This is a genomic window from Flavivirga sp. 57AJ16 (assembly GCF_028736925.1).
Taxonomy (GTDB): Bacteria; Bacteroidota; Bacteroidia; order Flavobacteriales; family Flavobacteriaceae; genus Flavivirga.
Genome location: NZ_JAQZAT010000002.1, coordinates 358,526 through 381,950 on the forward strand (window position 1 = coordinate 358,526; position 23,425 = coordinate 381,950).

A 23,425-nucleotide genomic window follows, 5' to 3' on the forward strand; every position below is an offset into this window, starting at 1 on the left:
AAACTATAGACTATAATTAACGTGAGTTCGATGTAAGCATAATGTTATTAAACTGACTATCAACAACTTAATATTGACTGTCAGGTTGAGCAGTCGAAACAATAGAGGAGTCTCTGTTTGTCTGTTAGTTACAATCAAGTCTTTGTTCTTGGTTCAAATAGCGAAGCGGTCTTACGTCTTTAGTCGGACACTAATGATATTTTATGAGATATACTCTATATATTAATCCAATCGATTCTTTTCTTCTTAACGGGTTTGTTACGTTTATTATACTCGGCTACATAGTTAGTATATTCTTCCCATAGTTCATCGACATCCCTATCTAAAATTTGATTCATTGCCGCTTTATAACTCCATGGTTTTATAGTTTTCACAGAAGCGTTGAATTTATAGATAAAGTCATTGTCATAAGTATCAACAATCCACTTTAAGAAAAAGCCCGTTGTTGTATACCCAGAAAGATATTTATGACCATTAGAGCCTAAATCTGGATGTCTAGTTTTATGGTACCCAGCATTAATTCGTACTAAATCTGCTTCGCCTTCTAAAAAAGCGAAATAATCATATCCGGTTTTATATTGATTGTCTGCCGTAAATGGGCTAAACTGGTATCCATGTGTTAATTCATGCCATAAAACGCCATAAAGTTCATATTTAACAGCATCATCGGGCTCGTCTTTTAAAGCATTTTGTATGTACTTAGTACTAAACCAAAGTTCCATAGCAGAGGCATTACCGCCTCTAGCTGCTAAAACATCACTCCAGTTAAAGGTGAAATTTACTTTTTCAAAATCGGGAACTTCAGATATATTTCGGTACAATTGTTTACATACTCCTAAAGTAACTTCATTAATAGCTTTCTTAAAATCAGGAATTACAGAAATGGCTCTTTTGTAGCCCTTGGAGATAGTATCGGTTGGAGTTAATGCTATCTCAGGATAATAAAAGCCTTCCCATGGGTTTTCGGGATCATATACTTTCATTTTTCGTTTAATTAACAGCGTGTCTACCCCAAATTTATTTTTCGTTATTAAAGTAACGCTATGATTGCCTGGCGTGCTATAGATTATTTTGGGATTTTGTAATGTACTAGTACCTGGCGTTCCATTTTCAAAAATCCATAGCCATGAATTTGGTGCGTTAGCCGAAATATCTTTAAAGTGAATGGTGTCATTAATTTTTGCTCGACTCATATTAGATGTAAATTCTGAAATAGGTTCATTGGTCAATGCAACCAATTTAATTTCTGCAATTTGTAAATAGTCATCGCCATAAACAGACGTGTGCGCATGTTTCAAATTTAACTTATAAAAAGAATATGCTTGGTTGTTATTTTCTAATTTATAACTGTTGGTTACGCCTCGTTTTTTAAACTCTTGGTTACTCTGGGTGTCTATAACCACCCAAGTAGTACCATCTATCGATCCGCTTAATGTCCAATCCTTGGGATCTCTTCCCGGAGCATCATTGGCAGAAGTTATTTCATATTTTTTTAATACTGTTTTATTTTTATTCTCTATGGTAATTGTATTCTTTGGGTGATTTACTAAAAATTTTGTGTTTTTGTCTGCATCAAATAGTTTTTCTAAACTTTCAGTTTCACTAAAATGAGGTTGTTCACTTTTAATAATTGTTTGCTCGGTTACAATGTTTTTATAGCCTTGTTTAAAAGGAGCCGTATTTTTGACTTTTTCCTCACAACCAAAAATAATAACAGTGGAAGCAATTAAAACTAAAAAAGTATTTTTCATATTTTTAATATATTTATTTGTAAAATGAAGAAGCAGGAATTTCCTGTCTTTTTAAATTTGGGCCTTGCCAAAATGCTGATAAGCCTATATTATCAGAACATTGAAAATATTTTACTTCAAACCTATGAAGCCCTTTGGATAGGATAATATCGTTCTTTTGGGTAAAACTGAATGATTTTCTACCATCACTTTCAAATAGTTCGTTACCATCGATCAAAAGTTGAGCGCCATCATTTGCCGATATTTCAAAATTATAGGTTCCCGACTTGGGAATATCTATGTAACCTTCAAATTCAAAGCCAATCCATTCATCCCTTAATCTTTTAGAAATCTCGATATTGTTAACAGTCCCGGTTGTTAATGGTTTTTCTCTTGAAAAATCATAAACAGAACGGAAAATACCTTCATAATAGCTGTAGCGGAGTCCGTTGGACAATAGGCTTTTATCAAGATTACCAACAGGTTTTTGTTTTTCCAAAGTATAAGTAGCAATATAACTAGGAACTAAACCGTTACGATAGGCTTTTATTTTTAGAGAAGTGGTTTTATCAACTTTAAAAGGTTTCGTAAACCTAGTACTTTGTTTAGTAGGTTCAGACCCATCAACAGAATAAAAAATGACAGCATTCTCTGTATCGCAATCTAAATCTAAAACCATATCATTTAGAAATGTCGTATGATCTGATTTTAGATAAGGAATTTTAACCGTTTCTTGCGTGTCGGAAAGCGGCCAATGCTTTTTTGAGACACCCCATTCTTTGTTTGGTTTATTGGTCATTTCAAAAACCAGTTCACCACCCTTTATAATATCTTCGTGTTTTAAATAAGAATATGGATACGGTTTACCATTTAATTCTAACGAAGAAAAATATATATTTTCTTTTGAAGCATTGTTCGCTTTAATAGTGAATTTTTTTCCATGGTCCAAATTAATAGTAGCTTCGCTAAAAGTGGGGCTGCCAATAACATAATAAGGACTGCCAGGTGTCACGGAATAAAACCCTAAACTGCTCAAGACATACCAAGCAGACATTTGCCCTGCATCATCATTTCCACATAACCCATCAACTTTAGAAGAATATAATTTGTTCAATATGTCATGCACTTTTTCTTGTGTCTTCCAGGGTTTGCCAATGTAATTGTACAGATAAGCTATATGATGGCTCGGTTCATTGCCATGAGCATATTGACCGATTAAGCCCGAAACATCGGAGTCTTCTTCTTGTGGTTTTGCCTTGGCTTTGAACAAGTCGTCCAGCCACTCATCAAATTGATTTTTGCCTCCTACTAAATCAACCATAGTAGCTATATCATGAGGCACAAATAAACTGTATTGATATGAATTGCCTTCTGTAAAATTAAAGTTATAGGTTTGTCCGACAGAGGTCGGATCAAAGTCTTCATACCACCTTCTGTCCGAATATCTAGGACGCATGAAATTGGTATTGGTATCAAACAAGTTCTCAAAAAAGCGAGCCCTTTTTGAAAATACGTCATAAACTTCTGAATTTCCTATAGCCTTGGCCATTTGAGCAATACACCAGTCGTCGTATGCATATTCCAAAGTCTTTGAAACAGATTGACTACTTTTATTAGTTGGCACAAAACCAAGTTCTTTATAATAATTTATGCCTCTTTTTTCTACATTGGCACTATTCACCATAGCCTCTAAGACTTTACTGGCATCTACATTGGTAATTCCTTTTACATAAGCATCGGCCATAACAGAAACGGCATGATATCCAATCATGCAACGCGTGTCATTTGCTGCTAGTTCCCACATAGGGAGTTCCCCAAATTGCTCGTATTTTTTTTGAAGTGCTACAACAATATCCCTAGTAACTTCAGGCTCCACAATGGTTAACAAAGGGTGTAACCCCCTAAAGGTATCCCAAAGTGAAAAAACGGTATAGTTATTAAAGTCATTGGCCGTATGAATAGCATCATCCATACCTCTATAACTACCGTCTACATCACTATAAAGGTTTGGTGTTAAAAGGCTGTGATACAAAGAGGTGTAGAATATTTCTTTTTTGTCTTCATCAGTATCCGTTATTTCAATTTTGTTTAAAGATTTGTTCCAAATGTTTTTAGCCTCGTTTTTTACTTTATCAAAATCCCAATTGGCAAATTCAGCATCTAAATTCTTTTTTGCACCTTCAATACTAACAGCCGAAAGGGCAACTTGTACCAATACCTCATTATTGGAAGTATCGAAATTTAAGGCCGCTATTATTTTTTTATTGTTGAATTTTTTTCCTTCTGAAGATGTTTTGTCCCCATGAAGAATTTCGTAAGATTCAAAAGGTTTTGAAAACTTAGCTACAAAATACTGACGCTGATTTCCTGCCCATGCTTTTGATCTCCTATAACCTGTAATTTCGGTATTGCTTACCATATTGATCTCGGATTCAATGACTGGGTCCCTATGTTCTAAATCTATAATAATATGGGCAGCACTTGCTGTTGGAAAAGTATAACGGTGTAAGCCCGTTCTTAAAGTCGTGGTCAGCTCAGCTTTTATATTATAATCATCGAGTATAACCGAATAATAACCAGGAGAGGCCATTTCATTATCATGACTGAATTTTGAGCGATACCCAACTTCTGTATTTTCAACGGTTCCAGTTTCAGTTTGTATTTTACCCGTTGTAGGCATCAATAAAATATCGCCTAAATCCGGAACACCAGTTCCAGAGAGATGCGTGTGGCTAAAACCAAAGATAGAAGTATCGGTATAATCATATCCAGCACATGCTGGCCAACTTGTATGGTCGTTTCTGGTATCTGGACTTAATTGAACCATTCCGAAAGGTAACGAAGGTCCAGGATAGGTATGCCCAGGAGATTTTGTACCTATAAAGACATCAACATAGTCGGCAGGTGTGTGTGCTACTTTATCTTTGCAGCCTATTAATAGTATAGCTATAAAGCAGTATGCTAATTTTTTCATATTGAAAGCTTTATAGCGTACTTGATAAATGGGGATCTTTACCTAAATAAAAGGTCATAGTACCTCCTTCTAAGAGGTCATTATGGCTCAATATAGGCTTGTCTATTTGTCTTCCATTGATATTTACCTTCTGTACATAAACATTTTCTTTACTCTGGTTTTCTGTTTTTATCGTGAGCGTTTTTCCGTTTTCTAAATGAATAATAGCTTCTTTTACTAAGGGGCTACCTATAGCATAATCTTGAGATCCAGGCGTTACAGGATAAAATCCAAGACTGCTAAAAATGTACCAAGCACTCATTTGTCCTGCATCGTCATTACCACAGAGACCTTCAACTGTTGGCGCATACATGGTATCCATAATCATCCGTACTCTTGCTTGTGTTTTTTCTGGGTGACCTGTCCAATTGTACAGATAGGGGATATGATGGCCCGGCTCATTACCGTGAACATAATTCCCTATAATGCCATCTCGTGTAATATCTTCATGGTTTTCAATGTACTTATCTTCAATTTCCATGGTAAAGAGTGAATCCAATTGCGATGTAAAATGTTCTTTACCTCCCATGAGGTCTATCATTTTGTCAATATTTTGAGGTACATACAATCCATAATTCCAGGCATTGCCCTCAATAAAGCCTTGTCCATGCGTATCCATTGGGTCAAAGTTTTTCCTAAACGTACCATCAGATAATTTAGGGCGCATAAAGCCTATGGAAGGGTCGTAAACGTTGTTATAATATTCTGAACGTTTCATAAACGCTTCTTTTACCGAAGTAGCGTTTACTTTTTCCGCTATTTGAGCTATGCACCAGTCATTATAGGCATATTCTAATGTTTTTGATACAGAGGAATGACTTTTGTCATCGGGTACATATTTGTTGTCTATATAATCACCCAGCCCTTCAAAGTACCTAACGTTGGCCGTGTTTGTCGATGCTTGTAAAGCTCGGTTGTAATCAAAATCGCCCACATTCTTTGCTATAGCATCTGCAATAACAGATGTTGCATGGTAACCGATCATACACCAATTCTCGTTAGCATAATGAGACCAAATGGGAAGCATATTATGGACACTTTGATCATGATGGGCCAACATCGATTTAATCATATCATTATTACGCTTTGGTTGTGTAATATTGAATAGCGGATGCAAAGCTCTGTAGGTATCCCAGAGTGAAAAAACCGTATAATTTGTAAACCCTTCAGAATTATAAATATTTTGGTCTAAGCCCCGGTATTGACCATCTACATCTTCGTAAATAATAGGTGAAAGGTTAGCGTGATACATGGCCGTGTAAAAGTTGGTCTTATCGTCTTCGGTTAAAGTGGTCACTTCTATTTTGGAAAGTTCGTTATTCCATTTAGTTTTAGCTTCCTTTTTGGTTTTATTAAAGTCCCAATGCGGAATTTCAGCTTTTAAATTTTTCAAGGCTCCGTTTGTGCTTACAGATGACAGCGCAAACTTAATATTGATTTTTTCACCTTCCTCTGTATCAAAATTAAAATAGGCCCTTATGTCTTTTCCTGCCATTTCAGGGAAGTTTTTATATTGATTAAAACGTCTATAAAAACCAGAATAAGTTACCTTTTCATATCTTTTATGTCCATAGCTTTTAAAAGGCTTTGAGAATTGCATCGCGAAAAACACTTTTCTGGTTTTTGCCCATCCATTAGTTTGTCTATAACCAGTTACTAACGTATCGTTTTCAACGCGAATAAAAGTCCACACATTTTTATTATCATGATGGTAAACATTGTAAACCATATCTAAAATAATATGGGCATCATTCGATTTGGGGAAAGTATATTGATGAAACCCTACGCGATCACTTGAAGTTAGTTCCGCTTTTATTTTATAGCTATCTAGGTCAACCTTATAATAGCCAGGAGAAGCTTCTTCTTTATCATGCGAGAATGAAGAATAAAACCCTTTTTTATCATTTTTAGTTTTTAATGGATCTAATACTAGTTCTCCTGTAGTTGGCATGACTAGGAAATCGCCTAAATCGGCATGTCCTGTACCACTAAAATTGGTATGCGAAAAACCAATTATAGTCGTATCACGATACTGATAACCAGCACAATACTCGTAAGTTTCTGCATTGTAACGCCCCTTGTCATCAAACATAACTTCAAAATTGGTTTGAGGACTCAGCTGTACCATTCCAAAAGGAGTTGTTGCCCCAGGAAACACATGTCCCATTTTACTAGTACCAATTAGCGGATTTACGTATTGAGTATAATCTGTTTTTAAAGTATTCATAGGTATACCGTCCACTGATTTCTCTCTAATAGATGTTTCATCTTTACATCCCAAAGTCGTTCCTATTAAAAGGAGTACTCCTATTTTTTTAAGCATGTGAAATAGATTTTTTTGAATTTTTATACCCATACCATAAGATATAGGCATAACAAGTTATTACGAATATAAAAGCAGGCTTAAACCCAATAATATCAGTGAAATACCCATACAGTGGCGGAATTATTGCTCCCCCCACAATAGCTGTACACAACAACCCTGATGCTTTTGGTTTTAGCTCTCCAATGCCATCAATAGCTAATGTGAATATGGTTGGAAACATTATTGAATTGAACAGTCCAACAGCTAGAATGCTCCACATACTGACCACGCCAGTTGTGCCAATTGAAATTAATATTAATGAAATTGCTATAGTAGCAAATATGCCAAGCACCTTTCCTGGGGAGATAATTTTGGTAAGGTATGATCCTATAAAACGTCCAATCATGGCTCCAGACCAATAAAACGTTACAAATACTCCCACAATGGCTTTATTGTCGTTATCGGCAAGCCCAGAATTAAGTATCCCTTCGGCTATTGATGTCATTAAATTATTTTCTTTAATGACACTTACTAGTTTCATATCTAGAAAATAATTAACTAAATAGCTCCCAATGGCAACTTCTGCCCCTACATAGAACAAGATACCTAAAACACCTTGCATAAGATTTTTTTGTTTAAAAACTTCAGTATAAGTTCCTGTTGAAGCTTCATTGATCAACGTTGGTAGTTTTGCGAAAAGAAAGATTCCAGCAATTAAGAGAATGAATAGCGCTAAGCCTAAAAAAGGTGTTTGAACGGCAGAAGCTTCGCTGGCTAAATAGGTTTCTTTTGAAATTGCTGAAAGTGCCGCAATTTCATCTTTGGATTTTATGGTATCACTAAGAATGAATAATGCGCCGACGGCCGGCGCTATAGCGGTTCCTAATGAGTTGAAAGCTTGAGAAAGATTTAATCTACTTGATGCTCCTTCTTCAGAACCTAAAACAGCAACATAGGGGTTTGCAGCTACTTGTAATATGGTCATGCCTCCGGCTAAGACAAAATAGGCGAGCATGAAAATACCAAAGACACGGTATGATGCCGCAGGATAAAATAATAAACAGCCGGTTGCCATAGTCGCTAGGCCCAAAATGATCCCTTTTTTGTATCCGATTTTCGAAAGTATGAAACTGGCAGGAATAGAAAGAACAAAATAAGCCCCAAAAAATGCGAATTGCACCATGCCAGCTTGAAAATAGGATAGTGTAAACAATTCTCTTAGGCGAGGGATTAAAGAATCTACTAATACCGTTATAAATCCCCAAAGGAAGAATAAGGTAGTCAATAAAATAAAAGATGGAAGGTATGATTTTTTCTGATTCACTTTAGATATGTTTAATTTTTAATATATGTACATATTGAAATCAATCAAATTGGCTATGATTAATCCCTAAAATTTACTTTGGATTTTTATTACTTGAGTTAAAATTTGATCAGTATTTATTTTTGAAACGTATAATATAGACTTACGTATTTACTTGTGCAAAGTATGTAGAAGATTTCTATTGTTTTTCCTTTTACGGAAGAAGCATGCTAAAATTCATGAATTTTAGCACGTTTCTTCTTGAGATTTCTCAATTAATCTAGTGTTATAGTGAACTTAACAAGATATCGTGTTTGTTTAAGGTTTAAGTAGTCCAAATGATAAGACTTTATCAAAAAAAATATATGGAAGGCTAAATGAAAAAATTATAAAGGATCTATTTCCTTAGAAGTTTGGATAAGAACTCCAAATTTATCAGATATCCAAAACAAAGATTTTTAATCGAAAAACATACCGCAATGGCTCTGCCTCGATCTTGTCTTCCGACTAAGTAGGGATAGTTCGTTTTATGAAATTCTTTTATTAAGTTTCATTAGTGTCCGACTAAAGACGTAAGACCGCTTCGCTATTTGAACCAAGAACAAAGACTTGATTGTAACTAACAGACAAACAGAGACACCTCTATTGTTTTACTTCGAGAAACCTAAATATTTCTTGATAGATTTAACTGGTATTAAAAGCAAGGCGTCTGATCTGTAATGCTTTTACAAATACTATTATAGATGGGCTTCAAATAATAATCAATAGTTTTAATCGGACAACAATAATTAAGTTTATTAAATCTTTTTTAGCGTTTCAAGGTAAAATGTCCCATAAATGTTCTGCCGTCCTGGAGGATAACTTTAAACCAATAGTCGTCAGAGCTTAACCGTTCACCATTAAAGGAACCGTCCCATCCATTGGAGGACGTGGCCAGTTGCTTAATAAGCTTTCCGTAGCGGTCAAAGATGTATATACTACTATTGGGCTGGAACTGGGTATTAACCCCTTTAATTTGCCAGTAATCGTTGAACCCATCGTTGTTTGGGGTAAAAAACTTGGGATAACCAATAACGGATATATCAATAGAAGCCGTACCACATCCCTTTTTGTCCCTAACAAAGAGCGTATATATCCCTGCTTTTACCTGTTCAAAGAAAGGTTCGTCACGATAAAATCCAAATTCGTCATCCAGAGCAAATTCATAATCGCCCAGTCCTAGGTTGTTTTCATTGATTGTGATGGTATTGTTGTCGGAAAGATCTACAATGGTAATATCACCCTGGGCAATGGTAGCCAGTTCGGAGGCATTGACAAATGCCTCTCTAGATCTGGAACATCCGGTACCGTTCGTTTTGGTCAAGGTAATTGTATACGTTCCGGGTGTTGACACGGATAAGGTAGGATCGTTGGATAGTACACTACCGTTTTGATCGTGCCATTCATAGTCGAATACTTCATTGGGATCAGCTTCGACCGGATCCAATACTATTGTAAATGTAGGGTCGGACGAGCACACGATTTGTGGGGTTTCGATGGTGAAATCGGGCAACTGGTTAACCAAGAGCTGTATATTGGTAGATGCCGAGCAGGCTGTGTTTAGCGGGTTTATAACCTCTGCCGTAATAGTTTGTGCTCCCGATAAGAATGTATTGGGCAGCGTTGGGCTGTCTGTAACAGGCATACCATTTTCATCGGTATAGTTATAATAAATCTCCATGCCCGTTTGAGCACCTAAAATTGTACTTGTAAAGTTTGATGTATCAAAGGGGTATTTGCCATCATCATCTATATCTCCAGCATCGCCATCACAGACGACTTGATCTGCTAACGGGTTAGCAACTGGTTGGGCATCCACAATAAACTCCAAAGTAGTTTCATGAAAGCAAGGGCCATCAGGGTCACTGGTGTTATTATTGGTCACTCGGATGGTAATGGTCTGACTGTCTATTAAAAGGGTATTTGGTAAAGGACTGGTTACGTCGTTACCATTAAAATCCTTTAAAGGATTGCCCGAGCTGTCATAATAGGTTATGGATACATCACTATAGGATTGTCCTCCCAACACGGTCGTTTCCACAGCAGAAACAAGAAAGGGATAGGCGCCGTCAAAATCGTCGTCACATTGCCTGGCTATAGTGATCGGATTAGCTAACGGCAAGGCCTCCACAATAAGTAAACCTGGAAATTCTTCTAGTCCCAAACAGTTGTTATTGAGATCACTTTTAACGCGTACCCAGATGTTCTGACTATAGGGAGAGCTCATGTTTTGATGGTTATTGGGATCCGTTATTTCATTGATTTCCAGTTCTGCATCCGATTGGGATTCATAAAGGTGTGCAGAGGTGTTAAATGTTGAAAAAATAACATTTTCTATGTGGTCTTTAAAATTAGATAGATCGAAAGTGGCAACGCCGTCCCTGGGATCAAGGCCATCATCGCATTGATGGATAGGATCAGGATTATAAAGCGCTAAGGAACCACTATAAGGACTTACTTCTAGGGTTAAGGGCACGACTCTGTAACATCCGTTGGAATTTTCAATTCGTATATAAATCGTTTCAGGAACAAAACCGGGATCATCTAGGTAGGCCTCAGGATTGGTTATAGCAGTGCCGTTGTTTTCTGCTTCGGTTTGATCTTCATAATAAGTGAATTGAAGTCCTTCAGCAGCATAATCTGGATTGACCTCAGCCTTAATACTATCCAATGTAAGGTTAAAAAATGCTTGCCCATCATTAGAAGCATCATCACATTGCAAATAGGCACCAGGATTATTGGCTATAGGAAGTGAGAATACTTCAATTTGAACTGCGGTATCGGCAAGGCAATCGTTAAACTGATTATTGGTAACCCGTACATATATGGTTTGTCCGCCAGAAATCGTGTTTTCAAATGCTGATGGATTGGAGATTAGACTGGTATAGGTGTCATCAGTGTAATAAGAAAGCGTAAAATCGGCCGGATCTTGTCCGTTTAAAATGGCGGTTTCTCTTTGTGTTATATCAAAAACCACAAAGCCATCGGTATCGGTACCTGCCGAAGTATTATCGCATACCTCTATGTGAGGGATGCTGGTAGCGTCCAAAGGAAAGGGGGTTTCGTAAACTTCCAGATTAAAACTGGAAATAGCATAACAAGATGGGTTTAGTTTGTTTTCAACCCGTGCATAAATAGTGGTGCTTCCACTTTCAAAAGGACTTGTTAGAGGGGTATTTCCGGATTCGGCTAATGGTTGCGAGGTATAATAGGTAACAGTAACATCTGTTTGACTTTCTTGAATGTCGTTGTCCTGGTCAGTTAAGTTGAACATAGCAAGCCCATGAATATCACCACAGGCTTTCATGTTTTCGGGTGTGGCAGCAGTGGGTATAGGGTATGTGTTTATAGTAAAGCTTTCAGTATATGTCTCGCCACATTTTTCGGTAATCTCTACTTGATAGGTGGTTGTTGTACTTGGAGAGAAAACAGGGGTTGGGGATGTTGGATCACTAATATCTGTAGTTGGAGTCCAATTATAAGAAATGGCCCCAGTAACGGTAGCATCTATTGTATCTACATGATCTCCAATGCAAATATTTTGATCCTGTAAGTTTAAATTTTCAATAAAGGTGATACGTTTAAAGCAAATTTTTTGTTCATTAGTAGATCCTCCGGTAGAGCCTGTAAATCCAAAATAGGCTGTCGAACTTCCGTTTAATGCCTGATTGACAATATTACCTGTATATGCTATTATCTGAACACAATCTTTAGTTATTGTTATGGTTTGGGTTGCGGCGTTCCAGGAAAATTTAATCTCATGGAACTGTCCGTTTTCCAAATTTGGTAATTCGGCAATAGCCAGGTCGGAATTATGATTAGCATTTCCGTTAATCATCAGGCCAATATGGTCTGCAATCGGATCGTTATGTTCCGTATTTTGCCAAGTATCAAATTCTACAGCTAATGAATGCGAAATCCCTCCATAACCAATTTCTCCGCCTAAATTTCCTAATTGTGGTGTGGAATTAGGTTTTAAGACCAATGCTATTCCATCGGCACCATTTGCATCATTGATACCAAAATAAGCATCGAAAACTATTTCAAAATCTGTGGTGAAATCTATCGGATTACCATACCATACCGCTCCATGTTGGCCCTCGGCATCTGGCGTTATAAGATAGCAATTATTACCCTGATTAACAGCATCACCAATTAGTTCAGCATTTAATTGCCCAAAAGTTTTGGGAATAAAGCTAAAAAAAAGACAGGGGAGAATTAAATATTTAAACATTCGTAAAAAGATATATGAAAAAGCAGGTTAAGTAAGAATAAAGTAATTAATTGAAATTGAAGCTTACATTGCATATTTAAAATAAATAAAATATTTTCGTTTGAAGCCATAATGTTCAACTAATAGTTTTTAAACTTAGTAGAACTTATCCAAAATATGTATTAATAATAAAATGCTTATGCCTATCTATGATTATGCGAAATATTCGTAATAATTATCACATGTTTCCCCCTAAGGAAAGATTCTAAAATCATATGCAATAAGATACATTAATTATTTTTAGTAGTTATATTTTTACAATATAACTAAATCGTTTTACTGAAAAAGCCAATATACAAAAATATAGATTATGAAAGTCAAGACAGTGATATAATTTCACTATTTTATTAATTTGAATTAATTAAGAGAAGAAGAAAATTTGTAAGGGTTCAGTGTTAATAAGAGGGTATACCATGCTTGATCCTATGGAAACTATCAACACCCAAGCTGGAGCTAAGAAAGAATTTCCAATGCTTAGAGTTGTACCTCACAGACATTTTAAAAGCGAGATGGTTGAAAATGCAATAAAGGAATTTTAGAATAATACCATCTAACTTTTTACGATAGTTAGTCTAGATCTAGTGGCGGAAATGATGCAGGAAATATTAATGGGCACTGAGGTGACCAAGACCTTAAAAGAGTTGAGTTCAGAGGTATGAATTATGTTATAGTAACATACCATAAATTTGGAGAGATTTTTGCCTTTGACATAGATGGTTATGGTAATTACTTGATGATGGACGATACAAATAGCATTGCATTATATGGTTTCAATCTGTAAGCAAAAGATTTTAATAACTCATATTCGAATATATTTTTTTAAGTAATCAGGTAGGTACAGGATGTGCTTTTTTTTCAAAAGATAGAAATTTACCTCGTAAGCAATGTTTAAATAAAGGTTTTTGTGAAAATAGTTGTGATTTTCGACTGGAATTTAAATAGCAAAATGACTAATAAAAAAAATGGTAATAATTCTCTGTTCAATTTTGAAGTGTGGATTTAATAGATTGTTAAAAAGGTATGGATTGTTTTGTTTTCTAATTTTAGTAAACATCGTCAATTGTCAAAATATTAAGGTAGATAAAATTCTATGTGAAAATAGAGTTAACCCTATTGGAATTGATGTTACTGTTCCTCGGTTTAGTTGGATTTTATCGTCAAGAAGTAGGAACGTTAGACAATCTGCCTATTATATTCAAGTTTCTAACAATAAAGAAAGATTTGAAAGTAATACTCTGTGGGAAAGTGGTAAAGTGGAATCTGAGCTATCGGTCTTACTAAACTATGCCGGTCCAAAATTAAGTTCAAACAATAAATATTATTGGAGAGTAAAGGTATGGGACCAAAATGGAAAGCCTTCAAAGTGGAGTGATGTAGGTTTGTGGCAAATGGGACCTATTGATATATCTGATTGGGCAGCTGAATGGATTCAAGTGAATTCAGAAAATAGTATTGAACATTCAAGTCCTATATTTAGAAATGAATTTAAGGTTCTGAAAAAAATAGAATCTGCTACAGCAAATATAACATCCCATGGTTTGTATGTGGCCTACATAAACGGACATAAAATTGGGGATGCTTATTTTACTCCAGGTTGGACAAGTTATAATAAAAGGTTGCAGTATCAAACCTACGATGTTACCGCCATGATACAAAAAGGGTATAATGCAATTGGGGCTATGTTAGGAAGTGGATGGTATAGTGGAAATCTTGTTTGGGAAGGACATGAAAATTTTTATGGAGAAAGTTTGGCGTTGCTTTTACAAATAAAATTAAACTATACAGATGGTACTTCAGAAATTATAGGAACTAACAAAAATTGGAAAACTACTACCGGAGAAGTAATAGACTCTGAAATTTATCATGGAGAAATAATTGATGCAAGAAAAAGAAAGAAAGGTTGGTATCTTGTAGGTTATAATGATGATAACTGGGAGCCAGTTAGAGTGGTAAATTATAGTAAAAAGAATTTAGTTGCCACTATTAATGAGCCTATTCGAAAACATGAAGTTTTTAAGCCCATTGAAGTTATTACTACACCTGATGGAGACAAGGTTTTGGATTTTGGGCAAAACTTGGTAGGATTTGTGCAAGTAAAAATCAAAGGAAAAAGCGGAGATCATATAATTTTAAAACATGCAGAAGTATTAGATAAGAACGGTAATTTTTATACAGAAAATTTAAGGTCTGCAAAACAAGAAAATAAGTATATTTTAAAAGGGGGAGAAGAAGAAATTTTTGAACCTAACTTTACTTGGCAGGGCTTTAGATATGTTAAAGTGGAAGGAATTTCAGGTATGATAAATCCTGAAGATTTTACAGCTGTAGCACTTTATTCAGACATGCCCAAGACAGGTAGCTTTTCAACTTCAAACGAGTTGATTAATAAACTACAACATAATATTGAATGGGGGCAGAAGGGCAATTTTTTAGATGTCCCCACTGATTGCCCTCAACGAGATGAACGTTTAGGGTGGACTGGTGACGCTCAGGTATTTTTTAATACAGCGGCGTTTAACATGAAAGTTGATAATTTTTTCAGTAAATGGATGAGGGATGTTGAGGCAGATCAATTAGAAAATGGTAGTGTTCCACATGTGATTCCGAATGTGCTGGGTTCAAACGCATCGGGGTCCGCAGGTTGGGCAGATGTTGCTACAATTATTCCATGGAGTATTTACCTTAACTATGGCGATAAAAATATTTTAAAGCAGCAATATAAGAGTATGGAAGCTTGGGTAGATTACATTAGTAGTCAAACTGAAGATTATTTATGGAATAAGGGATCTCATTTTGGAGACTGGCTTTATTATGTTCCAGAAAATAATGACAACTCCGCTGAAACGGATAAGTTCTTAATAGCACAATGCTTTTATGCAAATTCAGTACAAATAATGATTCAAACTGCTAATTTATTGAAGAAGCAAAAGGATGTAGGAAAATATACCGTTTTATTAAATAAGATTAAAGAAGCTTTTGCCGAAAAATATATTACTGAAGACGGAAAGCTTACTTCTGACTCACAAACAGCATATGTTTTGGCTTTGAATTTTAATATGCTCCCTGAAAACATAAGAGAGTTGGCAGCTCAACGATTAGCTGATAATATTAGAGGTTATAATTATCACTTAACTACAGGTTTCTTAGGTACCCCTTATTTATGTCATGTGCTTACAAAATTTGGTTATCATGATTTGGCATTCACATTATTGATGCAAAAAACGTATCCTTCTTGGCTTTATCCAGTAACTATGGGGGCTACTACTATTTGGGAGCGTTGGGATGGGCAAAAGCCAAATGGAGATTTTCAAACCCCAAGTATGAATTCATTTAACCATTATGCCTATGGAGCTATTGGTGATTGGATGTATAAAATACTTGGTGGTATTAATACTAGTGAAAAGGTAAATGAAGTAGGGTATAAGAAAATAATTCTCACCCCATATATTAATAATAATCTACTTTTGAAGAGTGATTTAAAAGATCAATTAACTTATGTAAATGCAGACTTAAATTCATGCTATGGAAAGATCAGTTCACATTGGAAGAAAAGTGGAGACCATATAAAGATAAATATTACTATTCCCGTTAATACAACGGCAGAATTACACATACCTGCCGATACCATAGAAAAAGTATTTGAAGGAAAATCTAAAATCTCAGACAGTAAGGATATAGAAATTATAGGTACTACAGTATCTTCGGTTATCGTTGTAGTAGGATCAGGAACCTATAATTTAATTATTAAAAATTAATGTATCAATCTAATATAATAAAATATCAAATGTTGTTAAAAAGTAAGACTATCCTAAAGGTTTCATTTATAGCGTTAATAATGGCTTTTTTATCCAGCCATAAAGAAAAAACTAAGATTGAAGTAGAAAATTTACTGTGTGAATATTTAGAAGCCCCCATTGGGATTGATAGTGAGGCTCCCCGTTTTAGATGGAATATGAAAACTGATTGGAAGGAGTCAAAACAAAAAGCTTATTATTTATTTGTGGGAACAGATTCTGTTGCAGTTTCTAAAGGGAATGGTGATATGTGGCAAGTTGATGGTAAGAAAAGTTCCAAATCCCTTGTAGTTTACAATGGTAAGCAGTTAGAACCTTTTACCAAATACTATTGGGGCGTTCAAGTGGTTGATAATAAAAATAGAAGAAGTCATTTGGCTTTATCAAGTTTTGAAACAGGCATGATGCATCAAAAGAACTGGAAAGGTTTTTGGATTTCCGATCATCATGATATTTCGGTAAAACCTGCTCCATATTTTAGAAAAACCTATCCTATTAAAAAGCCTATAAAAAAAGCTGTAGCATATATTACAGCGGCAGGTTTGTATGAATTATACGTAAATGGGCAAAGAATTGGAGACCACCGCTTAGATCCTATGTATACTAAGTTTGACAAAAGAAATTTGTATGTAACTTATGATATTACAAAAGTATTTAAACAAGGATTGGTTACTCTTGGTGTTATTTTGGGAAATGGGTGGTACAATCATCAATCTACAGCGGTTTGGGATTTTGATAAAGCAGCGTGGAGAAACCGACCGCGATTTTTACTTAATGTAAGAATTACATATGCAGATGGGACAACAACAGTTTTACATACAGATGAAAGTTGGAAGACCTCTTTGAGTCCAATCGTTTTTAATAGTATTTATACAGCAGAGCATTACAATGCAGGAAAAGAACAATTAGGATGGGATACTCCAGAGTTTAATGATAGCCATTGGAGTCATTCATTAGTTGTAAAATCACCTTCTAATAATATTGTTGCTCAAGCTTTAAAGCCTATTAAAAATGTTGAAGAAATTAAACCTGTAAGTATTCGTAAGATCTCTGATAGTAAATATATTTTTGATTTAGGAAGAAATATATCTGGTGTCACTCAATTAAGTGTAAAAGGGAATAAGGGAACTACACTACGTTTAACACATTCGGAACAATTAAGTGATTCAGGAGAAATAGATCTGTCTAATATTGATGTACATTATAGGCCAAAGGACGATTTAGACCCTTTTCAAACAGACATATATACCTTAAAAGGCGAGGGGCTTGAGACTTTTATGCCTAAATTTAATTACAAAGGCTTTCAGTATGTAGAACTTGTTAGTAATGAACCTATTGAGCTAACCAAAGAAAGTCTTACTGGTTATTTCATGCACAGTGATGTTGATCCCGTTGGAAAAATTGAAAGTTCAAGCGATCTTATAAACAAAATATGGGCAGCTACCAATGCGTCTTATTTATCTAATTTGTTTGGGTACCCAACAGATTGTCCACAGCGAGAAAAAAATGGCTGGACAGGAGATGCACATATAGCTATAGAAACAGGTTTATACAATTATGATGGGATTACGATTTATGAAAAATGGCTAGCAGATCATAGAGATGAACAAAAGGAGAATGGTATTCTACCCTCTATAATTCCTACATGGGGTTGGGGTTATGATTGGGGAAATGGTCCAGATTGGACAAGTACTATAGCTATTATTCCTTGGCAGATTTATCAATTTTATGGAGATACCCGTGCCTTAGAAATCAATTATCCAAATATTAAAAAATATGTAGATCATATTACTAGTATTAGTCCAAAAGGAATTACAGACTGGGGCTTAGGTGATTGGGTTCCTGTTAAGGATAAAACTCCTAAAGAACTGACATCTTCCATATATTATTTTGTAGATGCGACTATACTAGCTAAAACAGCAAAATTGCTAAATAAGGAAGATGATTATTATACGTACACCCAGTTAGCTGATAAAATAAAAAGGGCTATTAATGATAAATATTTAAATAAAGAAACAGCTATTTATGGATCAGGGTTTCAAACAGAATTAAGTGCTCCATTGTATTGGGGCGTGGTGCCGGAAGAATTTAAGGCAAAAGTAGCAGCTAATCTTGCTAAAAAAGTCATAAAGGATGGCAAACATTTAAATGTGGGACTTTTAGGAACTAAATCCATATTGAATGCTTTGAGTGAAAATGGATATGAACAGCTGGCTTATGAAGTTGCTTCTCAAGATACTTTTCCTTCATGGGGGTGGTGGATAAAGAATGGAGCAACTACGTTATATGAGAATTGGTCTATTGATGCTAAATCAGATATTTCAAGAAATCATATTATGTTTGGTGAGATTGGAGCTTGGTTGTTTAAAGGAATTGGAGGTATTTTTCCAGATACAAATAATCCCGGATTTAAAAATGTCATTTTAAAGCCACACTTTGTAAATGGATTGGAATATTTTAATGCTAGCCATCATGGACCTTATGGAAAAATTGAATCTAATTGGAAAAAAACAAATGACAAAAATGTAGATTATTACGTTAATATTCCTCCTAATAGTACGGCATCGGTATATCTTAAAGCTAAAGAAGTTAAATTAAAGGGAAAGAAAGTTAAAAAAACTAAAGAAGGGGATTACCTAGTCAATTTAACTTCAGGAAAACATTATTTTAATATCACGTTGTGACCTTATACTTTTAAGGGATGGTCAATTTAACCAACTTTTATTAATACCACCAGATCCAATATCGTATTCTTCATTGAATCTGGTGGTATTATAACCTTCTATCGGTCTATTGCTTATTGGCCACGACAAGCGTAATTATATAATTGATAAAGTGTCATATAAATTTAAAACCACAGATTGTCTAATAAGAAATTAACAATGAAAAACTATTGATTATTATTGGCATTGCCCCTTGCTTAATGATTTCAAATTGGTATAAGTCAAACCTATAACTTTATGAGGACATTAGTGACAGTGGTTAAGTAATACCAATTATGAATTAAAATATGCTATTCAAACTCATTCATTAATTTGTTTTATCACTTTACTCATCATTTCCATAGCTTAGGCTATGCAAATAACTCGCAGCAGGCAAAAACAAATAAGCAATGTCGTTTTCTGTAGCTCATTTTAATTCATAATTGGTATAACTAATCGACATTTCTTGTTGAAAGGATTTAATTTTTTTTTTACATGTTGTACTTTATCATTTTCATATCAAGACTAAGGGGGGCATGCTTTTCTTGTACTTCGTTTATACTTCTTCACTTTTAATGCATAGAAGACTTTGATTCTATGAAAAATAGGGTTGTTTATTTCTAATTGAATAATCTGTAGGTTAATAATTTCTGAGTTTTAATTTAATCCGTTTTTTGGTAAGGCAGTAGTACTATTTATTGTCAAAATACTAAAAGTAACTTAAAGGTGTAACTTATTTAATTTCAGTAGATCAGGTAGGTACAGGATACATATATTATTTTATAAAAATACTTTTGAGAGTATGAAAATTTGCTAATAATGGAAGCTGTGAAAATATATTTTTTACACTAATAAATTAACCGATTTAGTTCAAATTTATGCATACAAAGTTCAATTAAAGGCCATGAATTGAATATACAAAATTTAAAAACCAATCATTAAACCCGAATTTCAATTTTCAATAGTATACCAAAAATTGAAATTTAAAAAAACTAACTAAATGAGTATGAAAATTACCACACTGTACAGTTGTGGCAAATATCTTAAAATGAGTAATTTTTTTAGGATGTTTGTACTATACTGTGTCGTCATCTTTAATGCAAATGCAAACTATGGAGCGACGTCAAACACAAAATTTTTAAAAAATTCAAAAAACACAAATTCATTAAAAAAAATGAATGATGTTTTTAGTTCTCTAGTATTTAATACATCAATAATTAATTTTCAGGAAAATGAAATTAAGGGAATAGTTTATGATGAATTTGGCGAACCGTTACCTGGTGCCACTATTGTAGTTCTAGGAACTAACGAGGGTTCTATAACTGATTTTGATGGAAGATTCACTGTTAAGTTGAAAACTGGGGACAAAATTAAAGTTTCTTATATAGGGTTAAAACCAATTACCATTGAATATAATGGACAAAAAGAATTTTTAATTCACATGGAAGCTGATGTTAGCGAACTTGATGATATTACCGTTGTAGCCTATGCGAAACAAAAAAAGCAAAGTGTCATAGGTGCTATAACTACAATTAAACCATCTAGTCTTAAAATTCCCTCAAGTAATTTTACAAATTCATTTGCAGGACGTATTCCTGGTATGGTTTCTTATCAAAGAAGTGGAGAGCCTGGACAGAATACTTCAGAATTTTACATTCGAGGAATAACAACTTTTGGGTTTAAAAAAGATCCACTTATATTAATCGATAATAACGAGGTGACTACTCAAGAGCTGTCTCGTTTGCATCCCGATGATGTTGCGAGTTTTTCGATAATGAAAGATGCTACAGCAACAGCACTCTATGGTTCTAGAGGTGCAAATGGTGTAATTCTAATTACAACAAAAGAAGGCGCTATTGGAAAAGCACGAATAAATATTAGAATGGAACAGGCTACTTCTAGTCCTGTAAAAATGGTTGAACTTGCAGACCCGATCACTTATATGCAATTACATAATGAAGCAGTGAGAACAAGAGATCGTTTAGGAAGTACACCTTATTCTCCACAAAAAATAGCAAATACTATTGCAGGAGAAAACCCTTATGTTTATCCATCTAATGATTGGTATGATATGCTTTTTAAGGACCAATCAAATAATAGGCAGGTAAATTTAAATATTAGTGGAGGAGGTAAAGTAGCCCAGTATTATGTATCAGGGAATTACTCTACTGATAACGGGATGCTAAAAGTAGATGGAAAAAACAATTTTAATAGTAATATTAAATTAGATCGTTATATGATACGATCAAATATCAATATTGATGTTACTGAAACAACAAGAGCTACCATACGTTTAAGTGGGGCTTTTGATGAATATTCAGGACCTATTGATGGTGGGTCGGATTTGTTCCGTAAAGTAATGAGAACAAATCCTGTTTTGTTTCCTGCAACCTTTGCACCAGATTTAGCAAATGAAAAAACACAACATATTCTTTTTGGAAACGCTGGTACTGGGAATTTTTTAAACCCTTATGCCGATATGACCAAAGGTTATAGAGAATCTATAACTTCTCAAATTTCAGCACAGTTTGAATTAAAACAAGATTTAGGTTTTCTTCTCGAGGGGCTTTCAGTGCGAGGTATGTTCAATACAAACCGGTACTCAAATTATAATATAAGTCGTTTTTATAATCCTTTCTTTTACAAAGTTAGTATTTATGATAAAGAGAATGATTCATATATTTTAGATGAACTTAATGAAGATACAGGAACTGAATATTTGGGGTATGATGAAGGAGGAAAAGACATAAATTCTACCACTTATTTTGAAGGAGCCATAAACTGGAGCAGCACGTTTAATGAAAAACATGCAGTTAGCGGTTTATTGGTTGCTACTGCAAGAGAGCAGATATATGCTAATTCAGGAGATCTTCAACGATCATTACCGTATAGAAATTTAGGGTATGCTGGTCGTGCAACTTACGGTTATGACTCGAGGTACTTTTTTGAATTTAATTTTGGGTATAATGGCTCAGAACGTTTTTCAGCAAAAGAACGTTTTGGTTTTTTTCCATCAGTTGGTTATGGTTGGTTAGTATCCAACGAAAAATTTTGGCAAGGAAAAATTAAAAATACCATTAGTAAGTTAAAACTTAGATATACTTATGGTCTTGTTGGTAATGATGCTATTGGTGATGCAAATGATAGGTTTTTCTACTTATCCAATGTAAATCTAAATAATGAAAATAATGGTTCTTCTTTTGGTACCTATGGAAATACTTATTATCGACCTGGAGTGTCTATTGATCGTTACCCAAATGATAAAATCACTTGGGAAACGTCTGAGAAATATAATTTAGGACTAGAAATAGGTTTATGGAAAGAACTGGATATTGAAGCAGATTTCTTTTCAGAGTATCGTAAAAATATACTTATGGATCGAGCTGCAATAACTACAACAATGGGGCTTCAGGCACCTATTAGATCTAATGTAGGGGAGGCTTCTAGTAAAGGAATGGAATTTTCCTTAAACTATAACCATTCTTTTAATAATGATTTGTGGGTCACAGCAATGGGTAATTTTACTTATGTTACTAGTAAGTTTGAAGTATATGAAGAGCCTGATTACCCTAATGAACCATGGAAATCCCGTATAGGTAATTCGCTAGCAGGAAATTATGGTTATGTAGCCGAGCGTTTATTTGTTGATGAAGAAGAAGTTAGAAATTCTCCAGTTCAATTTGGAGATTATATGGCCGGTGACATTAAGTATAAAGACATTAACAATGATGGAAAGATTACAGAATTAGATATGGTCCCAATGGGCTACCCCCACAGCCCTGAAATTGTTTTTGGATTTGGGTTTTCAGGAGGCTGGAAAGGGTTTGATGTTTCTGGCTTTTTTCAAGGTGTAGCTCGTACATCGCTTTTTATTGATACATACGCAACTTCACCATTTATTGATCAACAAAATGCACTATTAAAAGTTTATGCAGACAACCATTGGTCAGAGGATAAACGCGATGTATATGCACTATGGCCGCGTCTATCTGAAACGCGTATTGAAAATAATCTAAAACCTTCTAACTGGTTTATGAGAGACGCTTCTTTTATAAGGTTAAAATCTGCTGAGGTTGGTTACACTTTACCAGATAGAATATCTTCTAAAGCAAATATAACTAAATGTCGTTTTTACGTGGTAGGTAATAACCTAGTTACATTTAGTAAGTTTAAATTATGGGATCCAGAAATGGGGGGCAATGGATTAGCTTACCCTATTCAAAAAGTTATTTCTTTTGGTATGCAACTCTCATTTTAAAAAAATAT

9 protein-coding genes are annotated in these 23,425 nt (G+C 34.7%); 4 read left to right on the plus strand and 5 right to left on the minus strand.

The features are described from left to right. Window positions 1–215: 215 nt before the first annotated feature. From PQO00_RS03830 to PQO00_RS03850, 5 genes are all read right to left on the minus strand, one after another. The gene (locus tag PQO00_RS03830; RefSeq protein WP_274183510.1) at window positions 216–1,751 is read right to left on the minus strand and encodes a basic secretory protein-like protein; all 1,536 of its coding nucleotides are present in this window, start codon (window positions 1,749–1,751) and stop codon (window positions 216–218) included. Window positions 1,752–1,764: 13 nt separating this feature from the next. Continuing rightward, window positions 1,765–4,704, minus strand: a complete 2,940-nt coding sequence (locus PQO00_RS03835; protein WP_274183511.1) for a GH92 family glycosyl hydrolase — start codon at window positions 4,702–4,704, stop codon at window positions 1,765–1,767. A gap of 10 nt (window positions 4,705–4,714) precedes the next feature. After that, window positions 4,715–6,970, minus strand: coding sequence for a GH92 family glycosyl hydrolase (locus tag PQO00_RS03840; protein WP_274183535.1), 2,256 nt, complete (start codon window positions 6,968–6,970; stop codon window positions 4,715–4,717). 88 nt (window positions 6,971–7,058) lie between these two features. After that, on the minus strand, window positions 7,059–8,372 hold the full coding sequence (locus PQO00_RS03845; protein ID WP_274183512.1) for a sugar MFS transporter: 1,314 nt from the start codon (window positions 8,370–8,372) through the stop codon (window positions 7,059–7,061). 787 nt (window positions 8,373–9,159) lie between these two features. Further along, window positions 9,160–12,624, minus strand: a complete 3,465-nt coding sequence (locus PQO00_RS03850) for a T9SS type B sorting domain-containing protein (protein WP_274183513.1) — start codon at window positions 12,622–12,624, stop codon at window positions 9,160–9,162. Between the two features lie 694 nt (window positions 12,625–13,318). Here PQO00_RS03850 and PQO00_RS03855 point away from each other — a divergent pair. From PQO00_RS03855 to PQO00_RS03870, 4 genes are all read left to right on the plus strand, one after another. Continuing rightward, window positions 13,319–13,444 carry a glycoside hydrolase family 125 protein gene (locus PQO00_RS03855; RefSeq protein ID WP_274183514.1) on the plus strand — a complete coding sequence of 42 codons (126 nt, stop codon included), beginning with the start codon at window positions 13,319–13,321 and terminating at the stop codon, window positions 13,442–13,444. Between the two features lie 244 nt (window positions 13,445–13,688). Beyond that, a complete protein-coding gene (locus PQO00_RS03860; protein WP_274183515.1) occupies window positions 13,689–16,418 on the plus strand; it encodes an alpha-L-rhamnosidase in 2,730 nt (909 codons plus the stop codon). Window positions 16,419–16,498: 80 nt separating this feature from the next. Beyond that, a complete protein-coding gene (locus PQO00_RS03865) occupies window positions 16,499–19,141 on the plus strand; it encodes an alpha-L-rhamnosidase (protein WP_274183516.1) in 2,643 nt (880 codons plus the stop codon). Between the two features lie 1,192 nt (window positions 19,142–20,333). Further along, window positions 20,334–23,417 carry a TonB-dependent receptor gene (locus PQO00_RS03870; RefSeq protein ID WP_274183517.1) on the plus strand — a complete coding sequence of 1,028 codons (3,084 nt, stop codon included), beginning with the start codon at window positions 20,334–20,336 and terminating at the stop codon, window positions 23,415–23,417. Window positions 23,418–23,425: the final 8 nt, after the last annotated feature.

What these genes read in the sequence shown, in the direction of transcription:
- PQO00_RS03870 (WP_274183517.1), top strand. Translation starts at nt 20,334, where the DNA reads ATGAATGATGTTTTTAGTTCTCTAGTATTTAATACATCAATAATTAAT.
- PQO00_RS03830 (WP_274183510.1), bottom strand. Translation starts at nt 1,751, where the DNA reads ATGAAAAATACTTTTTTAGTTTTAATTGCTTCCACTGTTATTATTTTT.
- PQO00_RS03855 (WP_274183514.1), top strand. Translation starts at nt 13,319, where the DNA reads ATGAATTATGTTATAGTAACATACCATAAATTTGGAGAGATTTTTGCC.
- PQO00_RS03840 (WP_274183535.1), bottom strand. Translation starts at nt 6,970, where the DNA reads ATGAATACTTTAAAAACAGATTATACTCAATACGTAAATCCGCTAATT.
- PQO00_RS03865 (WP_274183516.1), top strand. Translation starts at nt 16,499, where the DNA reads ATGGCTTTTTTATCCAGCCATAAAGAAAAAACTAAGATTGAAGTAGAA.
- PQO00_RS03850 (WP_274183513.1), bottom strand. Translation starts at nt 12,624, where the DNA reads ATGTTTAAATATTTAATTCTCCCCTGTCTTTTTTTTAGCTTTATTCCC.
- PQO00_RS03835 (WP_274183511.1), bottom strand. Translation starts at nt 4,704, where the DNA reads ATGAAAAAATTAGCATACTGCTTTATAGCTATACTATTAATAGGCTGC.